This is a genomic window from Ensifer sp. Root423 (assembly GCF_001426275.1).
GTDB classification, from domain to species: domain Bacteria; phylum Pseudomonadota; class Alphaproteobacteria; order Rhizobiales; family Rhizobiaceae; genus Ensifer; species Ensifer adhaerens.
In genome coordinates this window covers 520,605-535,736 of the sequence record NZ_LMEG01000023.1, presented here as the reverse complement: position 1 = coordinate 535,736, position 15,132 = coordinate 520,605, and the positions used below count along the sequence as shown (strand labels likewise).

The window sequence follows — 15,132 nt, the reverse complement described above, 5'->3', positions numbered from 1 at the left end:
ATGTCCAATCTCCTGATCCGTAACGTCAGGCCCAACGCCGGCGAAGCGACCGACATCCTCGTGCGCGACGGCAAGATCGCCGCCTTCGGCAAGGGCCTCGCCGCCGATGGCGTGGCCGTGGAAGACGGCAACGGTCATATCGTGATCTCCGGTCTGATCGAGGCGCATACCCATCTCGACAAGTCGGTCTGGGGCATGCCCTGGCACGTCAACGCCAAGACCGCAACGCTGCGCGAACGCATCGATTTCGAACGCGAAAAGCGGCTGGAAATCGGCATCGACCCGCACCGTCAGTCCATGCGCCAGGCGATCATGCTCGCTGCCAATGGCGCAAGCCACATCCGCAGCCATGTCGACATCGACACCACCCACGGCCTTCGGCTGATGGAAGGCATCATCGAGACCCGCCAGGTGCTGAAAGATGTCATCGATATCGAGATCGTCGCATTCCCGCAGTCGGGCCTCGTCACGCGGCCCGGCACTGTCGAGTTGCTCGACAAGGCTCTGAGCAATGGCGCGGAAGTCCTTGGCGGCATTGACCCCTGTGGCATCGATCGCGACCCAAAGGGCCATCTCGACGCGATCTTCGGCCTTGCCGAAAAACATGGAAAGCCGATCGACATTCACCTGCATGAGCAGGGCGAACTCGGCGCCTTCAGCATGGAGATGATGTTCGAGCGCATCCGCGCGCTCGGCATGCAGGGCAAGGTCGCAATCAGCCACGCCTTTGCGCTCGGCGCACCGGATTATCTGCGCGTCGGCGGTCTCATCGAACAGATCGCCGAACTCGATATCCGTATCGTCACGACAGGCTCTCCGTCTTCGACCGTGCCTTCGATCATGCGTCTGAAGGATGCCGGCGTGAAGGTTGCTGCCGGCTGCGACGGTATCCGCGACACCTGGGGTCCGTGGGGCCAACCCGACATGATGGATCGTGCCCGCATCCTCGGCATGAAGAACGGCCTGCGCCGCGACGTCGATCTCGACCATGCGCTTTACGTCTGCTCCAAGGGCGGCGCCGACGTCATGGATATCAAGGGATATGGCCTCGATGTTGGCTGCGATGCCGATTTCACCCTGCTCACCGGCGAGACGCTGGCGCATGCCGTCGTCGACGTCGCGCCGCGGCCGCTGGTCGTCAAGCGTGGCCGCGTCGTCGCCCGCAACGGCGTGGCGGAGGTGGCGATCCCATGACCAACATCAAGGATTTGACGCTCGGTGAGCGCGCCGAAGGACGCACGCTTCTGACAGCACAATGGGTGCTCGGGCACCGCGACGGTTCGCACCGGCTGATCCCGAACGGCGAAGTCGTCATCGAGGGCGGCACGCTGCTCTATGTCGGCCCACGTTTCGAAGGAGAGGTGGCACGCCGCATCGATCTCGGCGCAGCCATGATCAGCCCCGGGCTCATCGACCTCGATGCGCTGTCTGATCTCGACACGACGATCTTAGCGATCGACCATCAGCCTGGTTGGGCCAAGGGTCGCGTCTGGCCGCTGAGCTACATCGAGCGCGGCCCCTATGAGATGTACACGCAGGAGGAGCTGGCGTTCCAGAAGCGCTTCGCCTTCGCGCAGCTTCTCTTGAATGGCATCACCACCGCAGCGCCGATCGCCTCGCTTTTCTATCGCGAATGGGGCGAGACCGTTGCTGAATTCGCCGCCGCATCCGACGCCGCAGGTGACCTGGGTCTTCGCGTTTATCTGAGCCCGGCCTATCGCGCCGGCGGCATGATGGTGACGGCGCCGGGTCAACTCGAAGCGATCTTCGACGAGGCAAGGGGTCTGAAGGGCCTTGACGACGCGATTGGCTTCATCCGTGACCATGAAGGTCGCCATGGTGGCTTGGTGAAGGGCCTGCTGGCTCCCGACCGGGTGGAAACCTGCACCGAGAAACTGCTGGTGCGCACCGCCGATGCGGCGCGCGACCTCAATTGCCCGATCCGGCTTCATGCTGCGCAGGGCACGATGGAGGTCGACACCGTCCGCCGCCTGCATGGCAAGACGGCGCCGGAATGGCTGGCGAGCTTCGGTTTCTTGAGCGACCGGCTGATTGCGCCGCATGCGACCCAGGCGACCGACAACGATCTGCGTCTCTATGCCGAAAACGGCGTGAGTATCGTGCACTGCCCGCTGGTTTCGGCCCGCGGCGGCAGCACGCTCAACTCGTTCCGCTCGGTCAAGGCCCGCGGCGTCAATATTGCCATGGGCACCGATACGACGCCGCCGGACATGCTGATGAACCTACTCGTCGGCCTGATCGCTGCCCGCGTCGTCGAAGGCGACCCGTCAGCCGTCAGCTGCGCCGATCTCTTTGATGCTGCGACACTTGGCGGCGCCAAGGCCCTCGGTCGCTCGGATCTCGGTCGCCTGGAAGCGGGCGCCCGTGCCGATATTGCCGTGTTCGATCTTATGGACCATCACATGGCGCCTGCGATCGATCCGATCACGACGCTCGTCGTCGGTGGTTCCGGACGCGTCACCAAGGCGGTCTTCGTCGATGGCCGTCTGTCGATGCGATATGGCGAGGTGGCAGGCTTCGACATGAACGCGGCACGCGCGCAGGCACAGGTCCAGTTCGATGGCCTGATTGCCAAGTATCCGGAGCGGAGCTTCGGTCACCCGCCTGTCAGCGAGATCTTCCCGCCGAGCTACCCATTGGAGGTGCAGCGATGACTGAACATACCTCATCGGCCGTGCTCGACGTGCGCGGTCTCTGCGTCGAATTCCCTGGCCGCCATGGAACGGTGCAGGCGCTATCCGACGTTTCGCTCAGCATTCGCCCCGGCGAAATTCTTGGCGTCGTTGGTGAGTCCGGCGCCGGGAAGTCGATGACCGGTCTTGCCGTCCAGGGTCTTCTCGAGCCGCCTGGCCGCATTTCCGGCGGCGAGGTCTGGGTCGGCGGCCGCCGCATCGACCAGCTCGACGACAAGCAGATGCAGCAGGTGCGCGGCCGTCAGATCGGTGCGATCTTCCAGGATCCGTTGACCTCGCTGAACCCGCTCTTCACCGTCGGGGCGCAGCTTGTTGAGACCATCCGCCTTCACCTGAAGCTTTCCAAGGCCGATGCCAAGGCGCGGGCGATCCAGCTCCTGAAGGAAGTTGGCATTCCGGCGCCCGAGGCACGCTATGACCACTATCCGCATCAGTTCTCGGGTGGCATGCGCCAGCGCGTCGTCATCGCCCTGGCACTTGCTGCGGAACCGAAGCTGATCATCGCCGACGAACCGACGACGGCGCTCGACGTTTCGATCCAGGCGCAGATCACCTCGCTGCTTCGCCGTCTTTGCGACGATCACGGAACGGCGGTCATGCTCGTCACCCACGACATGGGCGTGATTGCCGAGACGGCCGATCGCGTCGCGGTCATGTATGCCGGGCGGCTCGTCGAAATCGGCCCGGTCGCCGAGGTGCTGAAAAACGCCCGTCATCCCTATACGCGGGGCCTGATGGGCTCGATCCCGGCGCTTGGCCGCCGCGTCGAGCGGCTGAACCAGATCGACGGTTCCATGCCGCGGCTGAACGCGATCCCCGCCGGCTGCGCCTTCAACCCGCGCTGCCCGGATGCCGGGCCGCGTTGCCGCAAGGACCGGCCCGAACCGGCGCCAGTCGGGACCGGCGTCGCCGCATGCTGGCTCAATGCAGGAGGAGTGCTATGAGTGATGCCCTGACGGTCAACGACCTGACCTGTAACTTCGACGTTTCGGCACCCTGGCTGAACCGGGTCATCGAGCGCAAACCGCGGCAGTTCGTGCGCGCCGTGGACGATATCAGCTTCAGCGTGCCCATGGGCGGCTGTCTGAGCCTCGTCGGCGAATCTGGCTGCGGCAAGTCGACGGTGGCGCGGCTGGTCACAGGTCTTTATCGCGCCAGCGAAGGCGAGGTGCGGTTTGCACCGAGCAAGAACGGCGAGCCGCTCTCGGCCCAAATGATCTTCCAGGATCCCTATGCAAGCCTCAATCCGCGCTGGCGGGTGCGCAACATCATCGCCGAACCGCTGCGCGAGTTGAAGCTGCGCAACTCCGAAGCCGAGATCATGGACCGGGTCGGCGAACTGCTGACGATCGTCGGCCTTGCGCCCTCGGACGGTGCCAAGTTCCCGCACGAGTTTTCGGGAGGCCAGCGCCAGCGTATCTCGATTGCCCGCGCGCTTGCCGGCGAGCCGGAGTTCCTCGTCTGCGACGAGCCGACCTCGGCGCTCGACGTGTCGGTCCAGGCGCAGATCCTCAACCTCATGCGCAAGCTGCAGGACGAGATGGGGCTGACCTATCTGTTCATCAGCCACGACATGAGCGTGGTTCGCCACATGTCGGACCGGATCGCCGTGATGTATCTCGGACGCATCGTCGAGGAGGCAGACACCGAGACACTCTTTGCCAATCCGAGGCATCCCTATACCCAGCTGCTGCTGGAGACGATCCCGGATATTACCCATCCAAAGCGCGGGCGCAGCATTGCGGCGAGCGAAGTGCCGAGCCCGCTGAACCCGCCGTCCGGCTGTACCTTCCATCCGCGTTGCCCGTTTGCAGACCAGCGCTGCAAGAGCGAGCGGCCGGAGATGCGCAGCTTCGCTGACGGCTCGCGTGCCGCCTGCCACCGCATCGAAGAAACTGTGAAGGCGATCAACGCAGCGTAACGCCAACCTCTTTCCCTGAAGACTTGGGCTCCGTGTCGTACCAGTCGCGGAGCCTCTTTTTTGCCGCCGGCAATTTCAGTATTTGCGCCAAGCAGTTCGCATGCCCCTTTCGCATCGCTGTCGGAAGGCAAATGCTAGACTGCTAACCGGAATTCAACGAAATAGACCGATGACCATTCCCGGGCTCCAGCACTCTCGTTAGGGTAGGGGCCAATGGTCGGACCGCTTCCCGCTCGGGACATCCGGCCGGGATCGAAATGCGTTGATTTGAAGAGTTGGCTTATGAACACGACCTCCGACACCGATTTCCCCGTCCTCAATGCCGTTGAAGCCCGCGTTCTCGGATGCCTGATCGAGAAGAAGGAAACGACGCCCGACGTCTATCCGCTGACGCTCAATTCGGCGCATTCGGCTGCCAACCAGAAAACGGCGCGCGATCCCGTCATGGCGCTCGAGCAGGTCGAGATCCACCGCGCTCTCTCGTCTCTGGGGCAGAAAGGGTTGGTCCGGCAAGCATTTGCCTCGCGGGTCGAGCGCTACGAGCACCTCGCAGCCAACCGCTTCTCGCTGACGTCGCCGCAGATCGTCGTGCTCGGCCTGCTTCTTCTGCGCGGCCCGCAGACGGCCTACGAGCTTTGGGCGCGCAGCGAGCGCATGGCGCGGTTCTCGTCGATCGAGGAGCTGAAGGACAATCTGGATCTGATGATGGGCCGCCGGCCGCCGCTCATCGTTCAACTGAACCGGGGTGCCGGCCAGCGAGAAGACCGCTTCGCGCATCTCTTGTGTGGTGAAGTCGAGCAGCCTGCCGAAAGGGCGGCCGTGTCGTCGGCGCCGAGCGGTTCGGCCCTATCAGCTCTCGAAGAACGACTGGAAGCGCTTGAGCGGAAGGTGGCGACGCTGGAGGAGCAGCTTGACGCCCTGACGCGCTGACAGCGCGGCGTCGGAAACAAAATGTCCCGGGCGCCATGTGCGCCCGGTGACATATTCGGATGCGCTCAGCTGGCGTCGACCAGCCGGCAGGCCGGCGCTTCCTTGGCGCGCGGATAGTCGTACGCACCGACCTTCGAGGTGGCATAACCGCCCCCGACGAGCGCCTCGGCAAGCTTCACGGCTGCCGTCACGCCGTCGATCACAGGCATGCCGGTACGCGCCTTCAGGCGGTCGCAGAGCTCAGACATACCGGCACAGCCGAGGATGATCGCTTCGGCGGCATCCTCCTGGCGTGCTTTCAGGATCTCCTGAACCAGCATCTCCTCGGTGTGGGCCAGATCCTCCTCCAGCGCCAGCACGGGCATGTCGACCGAGCGCACCTTGCGGCAGCGATGGCCGGCACCGTAGGCCTCGGCGAGGTCCTCGATGATCGGCACGGAGCGGGGCAGGGTGGTGATGATCGTAAAGCGGGTCGCAATGTTCATCGCCACCTGCACGGCCGCCTGACAGATGCCGATGACCGGACCGCGAGCGATCTCGCGTGCAGCGCCAAGTCCGGGATCGTCGAAGCAGGCGATTACATAGGCATCGATGCCGCGCGCTTCGCCTTTGCGGATTTCCGCAAGCATCGCTGGCACAGCCATCGCTTCGTCGGCATGGCCTTCGATGCTGGCTGGGCTCGATGTCGGGTTGATCGATTCGAGCTGGGTGTCGGATGCAGCGACGCGCTCGGCGCTGCGATGCGCCTGTTCGGTCATCGAGCGGGTGGAGTTCGGATTGATCAGCAGGATACGCATGGATCAGCTCGTCTTCCGCATGGCGTTTGCAGGGGGGGCATAGGCGGTAATGTCGGGCGTCGGCATGACGAACTGACGATCCGATGTGATGTAGTTGTTGGCGTGCAGCCGTGCGATCGGCTGGTATTGGGACGGGTCGACGTAGCGGCCTTCCTCGTCGAGGCAGTCCTTACGCACGTGCATATGCACGACCTCGCCAAGAACGATGACGCGGCGGTCATATTCGATCAGCCGCTCAACGCGGCATTCCATCGAGCAGGGTGACTCGACGATGCGGCGGGCGCCGACCTTGAGGCCGTCAGCCGCCGTCAGTCCGGCGATTGCCACTTCGTCGACATCCGGCTCGAAGGACAGGCCGCAGACCAGCATCTGGTCGGCGATCGCCATGTCCACCATGTTGACGACGAACTCGTTGGTGCGCCGGATATTGGCGACCGTGTCCTTCTCTTCCCCGTTCGGGCGGGTCTGGATACCGAGAATGACGATCGGCGGGTCGTGCGAGAAGACATTGAAAAAGCTCATCGGCGCGGCATTGTCCTGTCCGCTCGGCGAGAGCGTCGAGACCAGCGCGATCGGTCGCGGACCGATGAAGTTCGTCAGCAGGCGGTAACGGTCCTGGGCCGGCAGTTCTGTGAAATCGAAGTCCATCGGAGCTCTCAATTGGCGCCGCGGCCCCGGTCTGTTTGCCGGTCGCACGGTCGTGTTTAAGCGGTTGCCATTGCACATCAAGTTGCGGTACACAATATTGTCTACAATTTTGTAGTCAATATCTAACTGCAGCGGATGGAATTGACTTTGAGCGCCGCACGGCGAGAGTAAGCGAACGGCTAAGGGAGATTTCATGTATAACGCGGACGAAGTCGCCGGTGCTCCGACGGCGATCATTTGCGAGAAGATCTGGCTTGCGATTGCAGAGCGTCGGCTACGGCCGGGAACGCGATTGAAAGAAGAACAACTTGCCGAAATATTCTCCGTCAGCAGGGCTCGCATCCGCCAGGCACTGACCGCGCTCGAGCGCGATGGCCTGGTGACGATCATGCCGAACCGGGGCGCCTTCGTCTCCGAGCCTTCGGTAGACGAGGCACGCGATGTCTTCGTTGCCCGCAGGGCGATCGAACAGCGGGTCGTCGAGCGGCTTTGCGAGCGCGCCAATCCCAAGGATATCGTCCGGTTGCGCGCCCATATCGAAGAGGAGCGCATTGCCGGCCGATCCGGCAATCTCTCTGATATCGTTCGGCTTTCCGGTGGTTTCCACCTGTTGCTCGCGGAGCTTTCGGGGTCTGCCTTCCTCTTCGGTATCCTGCGCGACCTCGTGTCCCGGACATCCCTGATCACCGCAATGTACCGGTCGAACCACCTGCACAATTGCGGACCGGACGAACATCTGGCCGTGGTCGAGTACATCGCGTCACGCGACGTCGCGAGCGCGATCAAGGAAATGGCCGAGCACCTGAACCACGTCGAAGCGGAACTGGATCTGGACGAGGAGAAAGACCAGCCCCGCGATCTTCGCACCGCATTGCTTTGATGCTGCGTGCGCGACCCATTGCACCGCTCTTTAGAGGAGGCGGTGCCTGCAAGCAAACTGAAGGAAGATATGACCAACCGTAGCTACTATGCGCCGCATGGCGGCAACCCGCCCCAAACCCAACTCCTTTCGGATCGCGCGGTCTTCACCGAAGCCTATGCGGTGATTCCGAAGGGGACGATGATGGACATCGTCACCAGCTATTTGCCATTCTGGGACAAGACCCGTCTGTGGATATTGTCGCGCCCGCTCTCCGGTTTTGCTGAAACATTTTCACAATATATCATGGAAATCGCCCCGGGCGGCGGCAGCGACCGGCCGGAACTCGACGAAGGCGCCGAGGGCGCGATCTTCGTCGTCGAGGGCGAACTGACCATTACGCTCGACGGTAAGGCGCATAAGATGCAGCCGGGCGGCTTCGCCTTCATCCCGCCGGCGAGCAACTGGACGGTTCGCAACGGAAGTGAAGCGATCGTTCGTTTCCACTGGGTTCGCAAGGCTTACGAGTACGTCGATGGCCTGCCCGCGCCGGAAGCCTTCTTCATCAACGAGGCCGAAATCACCCCGTCGCCGATGCCGGGCACGGAAGGCAAGTGGGCAACGACCCGCTTCGTCGACCCGACGGACTTGCGCCACGACATGCACATGACGATCGTCACCTTCGAGCCCGGCGCGATCATTCCCTTTGCCGAGACGCACGTGATGGAGCACGGCCTTTATGTGCTCGAAGGCAAGGCCGTCTACCGGCTCAATCAGGACTGGGTCGAGGTCGAGGCCGGCGATTACATGTGGCTGCGCGCCTTCTGCCCGCAGGCCTGCTATGCCGGCGGCCCGGGTAAGTTCCGTTACCTGCTCTACAAGGACGTGAACCGCCACATGAAGCTGCGCTCGCGTTAAGCGAGCCCACGCTAGGATAGACAAAACCGCGCGTTCAACCGACCGCGCGTTTTTTCTTTGTAATCAGATGACTATGGCGGCACCCGCATCCCTTTGTTCAACGGCTGAACGAGGGCACGTTCACCTTCTCAGTCCACCAGTTGCGGATCGGCCGGCTGAAGGCTGCGCGGCTGGAGACGCCTGAAGGTGTTGCCGGTCGGATTCTTGTCGAGGTGGAGCACGCGGGTAAAGAAGTCGCTGCCGCGTTCGGTGCGTCCGATGTTGACGATCGCAACACCTTGAAGCTCGTCGTCCATGAATTTGAGCACGCGCTGATAGGCGTCGTCCTCAAGGGTGTCGAGCGCTTCATCGATGATCAGCCAGCGCGGCTTGTGCAGGCTGAGCCTAGCGATGGCGAGAAGACGCTGCTCGGCCTCGCTGAGGTTCATCTGCTTTCGCGCATCCTGGTCGAGCCGGCTGCTCAGGCGGCCAAGGCCGACCTTGGAGAGAACGGCGGCGAGTTCGCCCTTGCTGTAGGTATCGGGCGGGCTCGGATAGGCGAGCACTTCTTCAAGCGTGCCCGGCGGGAAATAGGGAGATTTCGGCACAAAGGCGAGGCCGTCGTCCACCGGCAGTGCGATGCGCCCGTGCCCCCAAGGCCAGAGCCCAGCGATCGCGCGAAAGAACGGCGCCTTTTCCACCTCAGGCCCGCCGGTGACGAGCACGCGCTCGCCCGGATTGATGGTGACTCTCGGCTCGCGAAGCTGGATGCAGCCAGTCGGCGAGACGATTTCTATGTTGTCGAAGCTCATCTGCGGCGTAGCGGAGGTCTTGAAGTCGATGCGCTTGTCGCCCTCGTGCCGTTCGTCGGTCATCAAGAGCGCCGAGCGGAAGGCGGCGACGCGCAGCAATGTGGCGCGCCAGTCGGCGATCGCGCCGATATTGTCGACGAACCAGCGCAGCGACGCATGCACCTGAGTGAAGGCGCCGACGGCCATCATCAACCCCCCGAAACTGAGGTCGCCAGCGAAATAGACCGGTGCGGCAATGACGATCGGCGCAACGACGGTAATCCAGCCATAGCCGCCGGTCACCCAGGTGAGCCGCGTCACGGCGCGCAGCAAGCCGTAGCTGATCTCGAGCACCGAGGCGAGGTCGCGCTGCAGCCGCTTTTTCTCGTTGGCTTCGCCTGACGAAAGCGACACGGCTTCGATATGTTCGTTGACGCGCATCAGCGAGAAACGCAGCGCCGCCTCCCGGGCATAGTGTTCGCCATTGAGCGCCACCAGAGGCCGGCCGACGAGCCAGCTCAGCCAGGAGGCGGTGCCCGCATAGAGGATCGCGGCCCAGACCATGTAGCCGGGAATGTCGAAGGAATAGCTCGCGACATGGAAGACGAAACCGTCGGACAGCGACCACAGCACGCCGATGAAGCTCACCAGCAGAATGCCGGATTGGAAGAGGCCGATCGAAAGTCCGGCCGAGAGATCGGTCAGGTGGCGCGCGTCCTCATGGATGCGCTGGTCCGGGTTGATGCCGATGGCGCCGGCATTCGCCAGCCGGAACGCACGCGTTGGGCGCATCCATTCAGTGATCAGGTCCTGGGTCAGGCCTTCGCGCAAGCGCAGCTTGATGACCTGGCCGAGCCAGGTTTGCAGAACATTGAGAACGAGAAGCACGCCGGCGATCTGGGCGAAGACGACGAGTTGATGGAGAAAGGCCGGAAGGTCGCGTCGCTCGAGCGTGTCGTAGAACGGCTTGTACCATCGGTTGAGGATGATCTGACCAAAAGCCGTCACAACAATGACAACGGTGATGCTGATGCTCAGCCCAATGATCTTGTTGCGCAGTGGCGAGGCCATGAAGGCCCGATGCATCATCCGCAATTGATCACCGAGGGATTGTTCGTCGCTTGGTTCTATCCGGCCGCTATTTTCGCCGTTCGTCCGGTTCGACATCGGTGCGAATCTCTCCTTCCCGGTCTCCTCAAGTAGAATATAGCCTGCCTTACCCTCTCTCCCTAGCGCGGATTGGCTGCGCCCACGTGTAACCGCGGTCACAGCGCGGATCGTTAAATCCGTGTCAATGCGGCATGCTGCCCGAATTGCGGCGGGAAAGTTGAATTGCACCCCTCCCAGAGGGTTCATAGTTTCGTGAGCGAGGTCGAAACACGGCACTGAGGGAGGAACCGGCATGTCGGCGCATCTCGATCAAATCCGCGACCAGCAAAGAGAGACCCGGGACCCCCGGCTAGAAGAAGTGGGACGCACTGGTGCTCGGATGGCTCGCGCCGTTCGGTGAGGCGATGGTTCGGCAGGCGGCCATCAAGGACGGTTATCATCACTGGTCGCTGAGGGCGGATCGCGAGAAAGCCTCCGACACACTTATTGATTGAGGGCTGGCGAAACGGCGACGTCAAGTACCGATACCGAAGCCCGGGCAGGTAACCCCCACCACGCCCGGTGGCAGGGTCCCGTCGTCGGGACGCACGGACCACGTCAGGCTGAAGCCGTCGGTGCAGCCCGCTGGGGATTGCGCTTATCGAGATTGGTCGGCTTGGTCGGACATCCATCGTGTAGTGCCTTTGGCGGCTACGACGTAAAGAAGCCGACGGCGCTGACCATCAGCGACAGGCCCTCCGGAGATCGACCGAACCGCGACTCTTCCGCAATTGAGGCACCGAGTTCGTGTCTGGGCTCCCAACAGGGACAAGCCTACCTGTTGGCGATGTCTCGCATGTGCACTCCGCACGGCCTTCAACACACCGCTCCCAGCAAGCGCGATCAAGCGTCTAGCCGAAGACGGGGACGGCGCAGGATTTCGGTTTTGCGTCCGGCCGTGTGTTCTCGCGCCGCCATCGCCACGGCGTCCCATTGGGAGAGGATATGCTCGGCGTCGTAGCGCCTGACATTGGCTTCGGCGTTGGCCGCGAGACGGGCGCGCAGGGTCTCGTCGCCCATCAGGTTGGAGAGGGCTTCGGCCAGGGCGTTGATGTCGCCGTTTTCGACGAGGATGCCGTCGTCGCCGTTGGCAATCATGTCGGTCGGGCCCCATTCGCAGGCGAAANGAGAGGGCTTCGGCCAGGGCGTTGATGTCGCCGTTTTCGACGAGGATGCCGTCGTCGCCGTTGGCAATCATGTCGGTCGGGCCCCATTCGCAGGCGAAAGAGACGACGGGGAGGCCTGCGGCCATCGCTTCAAGCAGGGCGATGCCCCAGCCCTCGTAGCGGGATGACAGGACGAAGAGGTCGGCGGTTTCGACCCAGAGACCGGGTTTTGCGGTGAGGCCGGGCATTTCCACCCGGTCGGCCAATCCGAGCGCGTTGCGCTGGGCTTCCAGCGCCTTTCTCGCCTTGCCTTCGCCCCAGATGACGAGCTTCCATTCGGGGTGGTCGCTGGCCACCTTGGCAAAGGCTTCGAGCAGCAGATCGAAGCCCTTTTGCTCAGTCAGGCGCCCGACGGCGGTGAGCACATTGTTACCGCGCTTCTTTTGCCAGCCGTCGGGCAGATTGATCGCATTGGCGATCACCCGGCCGGAGCGGCGCACATTCGGCCGGAAATAGTCCAGCGCGCCCTTGGTCATGGTCACCAGCGCAAAGGCGCGCGGGTAGAGACGAAGCTGCAGCCATTTCCAGAAGGGGCCGAAGGGCTGCACCGCCGGGTTGTTGCGCTCGGACACGATNAGCGCAAAGGCGCGCGGGTAGAGACGAAGCTGCAGCCATTTCCAGAAGGGGCCGAAGGGCTGCACCGCCGGGTTGTTGCGCTCGGACACGATCACCGGAAGCCTGAGGCCGCGTGTTGCGAGCAGCGTCAACACATTCGTGCGCGTCAGGAAGCTCAGGACGAAGTCGGGACGGGTGCGGCTGATCGTCGAGCGCAGTCGGTAGAGCCGCCTTGCCACCAGCCAGGCGGCCCGCAGCTTGCCGGCCTTCTGAACCGGCACGTCGAGCCGCTCGATGGCGACGCGCGGATCGAGCCTGTAATAGGGTTCGGAGGTCGGCGCTTCGAGCGTAATCACCGTGACGGTGCAGCCGAGGCGGGCCCAGTGGCTGGCAACGAGACTGACGACGTGCTCGGTGCCGCCGGCGCCGAGTGCAGAAACAATGATAGTTATGCGCGCGTTGGCGAGGTCGGCCACTCCGATTCCTTGCACTTTCGCTGCTCTCAGCTCATCGAGTTATATTACCGGTTCCTTAAAGTCGGCGCAATCCGCTCTTTCGAGGCATGCAGGCTGATTCTACCGCAGCTAGGGTAGAAGCTCTGGTTGTCGTAACGCCCAAAATCGCCGGCCTGTTGAACAGAAAGAGCGGATTGACCTGGTAGCACAGCGCCCGCTATTGCACAGTCAGCGCCGCCCGCGTAGTTCGAAATTCGCCAGAAGCGCGATGTAGAGAAAAGCCCATCCGTGAAACAGCGCTGTGCAGTAGATGACGTCGTACCTAACATTGGTCCAGACAGTCCCGATCTGGTCGCCATGCTCAATCAGGCCATGACTGAGGAAATCGACGCCCGCGTTGATCGCTCCGGCCCCGAGCGACAGGGCGGAGCCGAGCAAAAGCTTGAAGACGATGGACTGGTCACGGAAGAGAAAGAGCACCGCCGCCATCGCGTAGGACATGAGTGTTCCGCTCAGCATTAGGATGAGCGTCATCGGCAAGATCGCTATCGGGTCGTATCCGAGTGAAGCCCACAGCGTGTTGCTGATGACGAACTGCATCAACTGGTAAAGGAACCCAAGGAAGAGCGTTGCCCGTCGCAGGCTTGCGGTATACTCTGCCCCTCTAGGTGAGACCGTGCCATTTTCTCGCGCCATGTGGGTATTATCATGCAAGTCCATACGGTTGTCGACTGCCGCTTGTCCGCGAAATCAAGCCGTTTGTAGAAAGCCGAATTCTCGCTTTCTGCGGGCGAAGGAGGTCTGCTCTGTCGATGAGCCGGACTTGAGCTGTCCGGAGAAACCTTCAAGATGTGCTTCGCCGGATTACGGAGAAGTACGAGAGATCGCGATCTTTGGTCGGCGGGCAGATCTTCGCGCGCGTAACTGTCCGGCAGCCCTGCTCCGTTACCACAATCTGGCGCGCGCCTTGGACATAGGAAGTCTGCGACCAGAGCTGTCTTCGTAGCGGGGTTCGACGGTGGATGCAGTCGATAAGTGGTCCCACCAAACGTCGCTAGACTGAGCGTTCGCGCATGGCGACGCCTCGCGCGTCGCCTTTTTACAAACCCTTCACGTGTGTTGAAATGATGTCGCGCAGCGCGGTAAAATGAGATAGACCTAATATATCGTAGCGCTGGTATCAGTTTGATCCATGAGACCTGACATTGTGGCAATTGGTGCGCCTGCTGGCGGGGTAGAAGGCGTCACTGATCTCGTTGGGCGACTGCCGGAAAACCTGTCGGCGGCCGTCCTAGTGGTTCTTCACCGGTCTCCATTCCCCCATAGCTATCTGCCAGAGACTTTGAGGCGGGTGGCCCACTTGCGTGTTGTTGTTCCAATAGAGGGAGATCCCCTCGAGACAGGGGCTTGCTTCGTCGGACCGCCGGACAAGCTCCTGACAGTCGGGCCTGGACCCCGGATGCGCCTCCTCGCTGACGGATATTATCGAGGGTTCACAATAGATGCGCTCTTTAGGTCACTCGCCCATAGCGTCGGAAGACGCGTAATTGGTGTAACCCTTACAGGACTGTTGAAGGATGGATGGTTGGGACTGAAGGCGATTAAGGAGGCTGGCGGCACGGTGGTAGTGGAGGAGCCTAAAGAGACCAACATCCCGGAAATCAAGAGCGAAATCGATTTCACTGGAGCGGTTCCCGCAATTGCTGATTTTATTTGCGAACGGGTACGATCGGGCCGAGGAAGCCCACGTGAGTTGTGAAGTAGATTCGCATAGATCAGATTGAGAGCATTAAGGATGCAGGCATCGCGACGGATGCGGAACCGCGCATCGATATCGGCGCCTTGCGCCGCGCGATCGAGCAGTGTCGCTGATGGAGCACGGCATCGAGAAGTTTGGCCACCTCGTCAACCAGAATGTTGCTCAAGGCCATTATCTGAGCGGCCTCGTCGAGGCAGAGCCGCAGCTCGAACTCGTGGCGCCGACCAACATCAACATCGTCTGCTTCCGTGACCATCCGGAGAACATGACGGCTGAGCGATTGAAGGCAGTGAACACGGAAATCATGCTGCGGCTTCAGGACGAGGGGACCGCCGTCATCTCCGACACGACGGTACACGGCGAGCATTGCCTGCGCGTGGCAGTCAACAATCACCGGACGCGACGGGAGGACCTGGACCTGTTCGTCAGCGAAGTTGTGAGACTCGGACGGGAGGTTGTCGCAGCCGGCGGCATCAGCTGACACATAGTTC

Annotated in this window: 14 protein-coding genes and 1 pseudogene; 9 read left to right on the top strand and 6 right to left on the bottom strand. The window is 62.2% G+C overall.

The genetic code is table 11. The features are described 5' to 3' along the window. The 5 genes from ASD01_RS21900 to ASD01_RS21880 all read left to right on the top strand — a co-directional run bounded on the left by ASD01_RS21900 (position 1) and on the right by ASD01_RS21880 (position 5,565). Entirely contained in the window at positions 1-1,194 is a 1,194-nt protein-coding gene (locus tag ASD01_RS21900; RefSeq protein WP_060529242.1) for an amidohydrolase family protein, read from the top strand. Further along, positions 1,191-2,675: an amidohydrolase family protein gene (locus ASD01_RS21895; RefSeq protein ID WP_060529199.1), complete on the top strand. Its 1,485-nt coding sequence runs from the start codon at positions 1,191-1,193 to the stop codon at positions 2,673-2,675. The genes ASD01_RS21900 and ASD01_RS21895 overlap by 4 nt, the downstream gene beginning before the upstream one ends. Beyond that, on the top strand, positions 2,672-3,658 hold the full coding sequence (locus tag ASD01_RS21890) for an ABC transporter ATP-binding protein (protein WP_034797922.1): 987 nt from the start codon (positions 2,672-2,674) through the stop codon (positions 3,656-3,658). Before ASD01_RS21895 ends, ASD01_RS21890 begins: the two co-directional genes overlap by 4 nt. Beyond that, a complete protein-coding gene (locus ASD01_RS21885) occupies positions 3,655-4,635 on the top strand; it encodes an ABC transporter ATP-binding protein (RefSeq protein WP_234798773.1) in 981 nt (326 codons plus the stop codon). The genes ASD01_RS21890 and ASD01_RS21885 overlap by 4 nt, the downstream gene beginning before the upstream one ends. Before the next feature lie 282 nt (positions 4,636-4,917). Next, positions 4,918-5,565: a YceH family protein gene (locus ASD01_RS21880; RefSeq protein WP_060529198.1), complete on the top strand. Its 648-nt coding sequence runs from the start codon at positions 4,918-4,920 to the stop codon at positions 5,563-5,565. Between the two features lie 65 nt (positions 5,566-5,630). Here the strand turns inward: ASD01_RS21880 and ASD01_RS21875 are convergent, their stop codons facing one another. Further along, positions 5,631-6,362 carry an aspartate/glutamate racemase family protein gene (locus ASD01_RS21875; protein ID WP_060529197.1) on the bottom strand — a complete coding sequence of 244 codons (732 nt, stop codon included), beginning with the start codon at positions 6,360-6,362 and terminating at the stop codon, positions 5,631-5,633. Positions 6,363-6,365: 3 nt separating this feature from the next. Continuing rightward, positions 6,366-7,010 carry a flavin reductase family protein gene (locus tag ASD01_RS21870; RefSeq protein ID WP_034797914.1) on the bottom strand — a complete coding sequence of 215 codons (645 nt, stop codon included), beginning with the start codon at positions 7,008-7,010 and terminating at the stop codon, positions 6,366-6,368. A gap of 193 nt (positions 7,011-7,203) precedes the next feature. Here ASD01_RS21870 and ASD01_RS21865 point away from each other — a divergent pair, with 193 nt between their 5' ends. After that, positions 7,204-7,890 carry a GntR family transcriptional regulator gene (locus ASD01_RS21865; protein WP_060521105.1) on the top strand — a complete coding sequence of 229 codons (687 nt, stop codon included), beginning with the start codon at positions 7,204-7,206 and terminating at the stop codon, positions 7,888-7,890. Between the two features lie 69 nt (positions 7,891-7,959). Beyond that, positions 7,960-8,787: a bifunctional allantoicase/(S)-ureidoglycine aminohydrolase gene (locus ASD01_RS21860; RefSeq protein ID WP_060529196.1), complete on the top strand. Its 828-nt coding sequence runs from the start codon at positions 7,960-7,962 to the stop codon at positions 8,785-8,787. Positions 8,788-8,915: 128 nt separating this feature from the next. Here the strand turns inward: ASD01_RS21860 and ASD01_RS21855 are convergent, their stop codons facing one another. From ASD01_RS21855 to ASD01_RS21845, 4 genes and pseudogenes are all read right to left on the bottom strand, one after another. Beyond that, positions 8,916-10,724 (bottom strand): ABC transporter ATP-binding protein/permease, encoded by a 1,809-nt coding sequence (locus tag ASD01_RS21855; RefSeq protein WP_060644372.1) that lies wholly within the window; start codon positions 10,722-10,724, stop codon positions 8,916-8,918. 1,109 nt (positions 10,725-11,833) lie between these two features. Then, positions 11,834-12,447 (bottom strand): annotated as a pseudogene (locus tag ASD01_RS36930) (glycosyltransferase); the annotation flags it as partial. Position 12,448: 1 nt separating this feature from the next. Next, positions 12,449-12,933, bottom strand: a 485-nt coding sequence (locus ASD01_RS36925; RefSeq protein ID WP_244495287.1) for a glycosyltransferase, incomplete at its 3' end; no start/stop codon positions are given. 177 nt (positions 12,934-13,110) lie between these two features. Beyond that, positions 13,111-13,578: a hypothetical protein gene (locus tag ASD01_RS21845; protein WP_156623679.1), complete on the bottom strand. Its 468-nt coding sequence runs from the start codon at positions 13,576-13,578 to the stop codon at positions 13,111-13,113. Positions 13,579-14,074: 496 nt separating this feature from the next. On the opposite strand from ASD01_RS21845, the gene ASD01_RS34905 reads away from it, so the two are divergent. Together ASD01_RS34905 and ASD01_RS21840 are read left to right on the top strand one after the other, a co-directional pair. Further along, complete coding sequence (locus ASD01_RS34905; RefSeq protein ID WP_082572837.1) at positions 14,075-14,641, top strand: chemotaxis protein CheB; 567 nt, start codon at positions 14,075-14,077, stop codon at positions 14,639-14,641. 112 nt (positions 14,642-14,753) lie between these two features. Next, on the top strand, positions 14,754-15,122 hold the full coding sequence (locus ASD01_RS21840) for a hypothetical protein (RefSeq protein WP_060529193.1): 369 nt from the start codon (positions 14,754-14,756) through the stop codon (positions 15,120-15,122). The last annotated feature ends 10 nt before the right edge of the window (positions 15,123-15,132 follow it).

Bases quoted from the DNA above. Each gene is read 5' to 3' on its own strand.
- ASD01_RS21900 (WP_060529242.1), top strand. From the start codon at position 1: ATGTCCAATCTCCTGATCCGTAACGTCAGGCCCAACGCCGGCGAAGCG.
- ASD01_RS21895 (WP_060529199.1), top strand. From the start codon at position 1,191: ATGACCAACATCAAGGATTTGACGCTCGGTGAGCGCGCCGAAGGACGC.
- ASD01_RS21890 (WP_034797922.1), top strand. From the start codon at position 2,672: ATGACTGAACATACCTCATCGGCCGTGCTCGACGTGCGCGGTCTCTGC.
- ASD01_RS21885 (WP_234798773.1), top strand. From the start codon at position 3,655: ATGAGTGATGCCCTGACGGTCAACGACCTGACCTGTAACTTCGACGTT.
- ASD01_RS21880 (WP_060529198.1), top strand. From the start codon at position 4,918: ATGAACACGACCTCCGACACCGATTTCCCCGTCCTCAATGCCGTTGAA.
- ASD01_RS21875 (WP_060529197.1), bottom strand. From the start codon at position 6,362: ATGCGTATCCTGCTGATCAATCCGAACTCCACCCGCTCGATGACCGAA.
- ASD01_RS21870 (WP_034797914.1), bottom strand. From the start codon at position 7,010: ATGGACTTCGATTTCACAGAACTGCCGGCCCAGGACCGTTACCGCCTG.
- ASD01_RS21865 (WP_060521105.1), top strand. From the start codon at position 7,204: ATGTATAACGCGGACGAAGTCGCCGGTGCTCCGACGGCGATCATTTGC.
- ASD01_RS21860 (WP_060529196.1), top strand. From the start codon at position 7,960: ATGACCAACCGTAGCTACTATGCGCCGCATGGCGGCAACCCGCCCCAA.
- ASD01_RS21855 (WP_060644372.1), bottom strand. From the start codon at position 10,724: ATGTCGAACCGGACGAACGGCGAAAATAGCGGCCGGATAGAACCAAGC.
- ASD01_RS21845 (WP_156623679.1), bottom strand. From the start codon at position 13,578: ATGGCGCGAGAAAATGGCACGGTCTCACCTAGAGGGGCAGAGTATACC.
- ASD01_RS34905 (WP_082572837.1), top strand. From the start codon at position 14,075: ATGAGACCTGACATTGTGGCAATTGGTGCGCCTGCTGGCGGGGTAGAA.
- ASD01_RS21840 (WP_060529193.1), top strand. From the start codon at position 14,754: ATGGAGCACGGCATCGAGAAGTTTGGCCACCTCGTCAACCAGAATGTT.